Here is a 1,112-nt window from a genome sequence, read left to right on the forward strand (position 1 = left end):
CTGTGGGTCCTGACTGCAACTGCAGCCTACAAATAAAAGCTCCTTAGAAAGGAGGTGATCCACCCGCACCTTCCGGTACGGGTACCTTGTTACGACTTCGTCCCAATCGCCGATCCCACCTTCGACGGCTCCCTAACACGTTTAGGCCACCGGCTTCGGGTGTTACCAACTTTCATGACGTGACGGGCGGTGTGTACAAGGCCCGGGAACGTATTCACCGCAGCATTGCTGATCTGCGATTACTAGCGACTCCGACTTCATGGGGTCGAGTTGCAGACCCCAATCCGAACTAAGGCCGGCTTTCAGCGATTCGCTCCACCTCACAGTGTCGCAGCGCGTTGTACCGACCATTGTAGCATGTGTGAAGCCCTGGACATAAGGGGCATGATGATTTGACGTCATCCCCACCTTCCTCCGAGTTAACCCCGGCAGTCTCTCATGAGTCCCCAACCAAATGCTGGCAACATAAGACAAGGGTTGCGCTCGTTGCGGGACTTAACCCAACATCTCACGACACGAGCTGACGACAACCATGCACCACCTGTACACCAACCACAAAGGGAAACTACATCTCTGCAGCGATCTGGTGTATGTCAAGCCCAGGTAAGGTTCTTCGCGTTGCATCGAATTAATCCACATGCTCCGCCGCTTGTGCGGGCCCCCGTCAATTCCTTTGAGTTTTAGCCTTGCGGCCGTACTCCCCAGGCGGGGCGCTTAATGCGTTAGCTACGGCACGAAAGTCGTAGAAAGACCCTCACACCTAGCGCCCACCGTTTACGGCATGGACTACCAGGGTATCTAATCCTGTTCGCTACCCATGCTTTCGCTCCTCAGCGTCAGTAACTGCCCAGTAACCTGCCTTCGCCATCGGTGTTCCTCCTGATATCTGCGCATTTCACCGCTACACCAGGAATTCCAGTTACCCCTACAGCACTCAAGTTATGCCCGTATCGCCTGCACGCCCGGAGTTAAGCCCCAGAATTTCACAGACGACGCGACAAACCACCTACGAGCCCTTTACGCCCAGTAATTCCGGACAACGCTCGCACCCTACGTATTACCGCGGCTGCTGGCACGTAGTTAGCCGGTGCTTCTTATCTAGGTACCGTCAC

General features: G+C 55.2%; 1 rRNA gene. It reads right to left on the minus strand.

Annotated elements, in window-relative coordinates:
- Positions 1–47 precede the first annotated feature (47 nt).
- A 16S ribosomal RNA gene (locus tag QP891_RS11550) occupies positions 48–1,112 on the minus strand; the annotation flags it as partial.

Origin of the sequence: Corynebacterium sp. MSK310 (genome assembly GCF_030227355.1) — a bacterium.
Classification (GTDB): domain Bacteria; phylum Actinomycetota; class Actinomycetes; order Mycobacteriales; family Mycobacteriaceae; genus Corynebacterium; species Corynebacterium rhinophilum.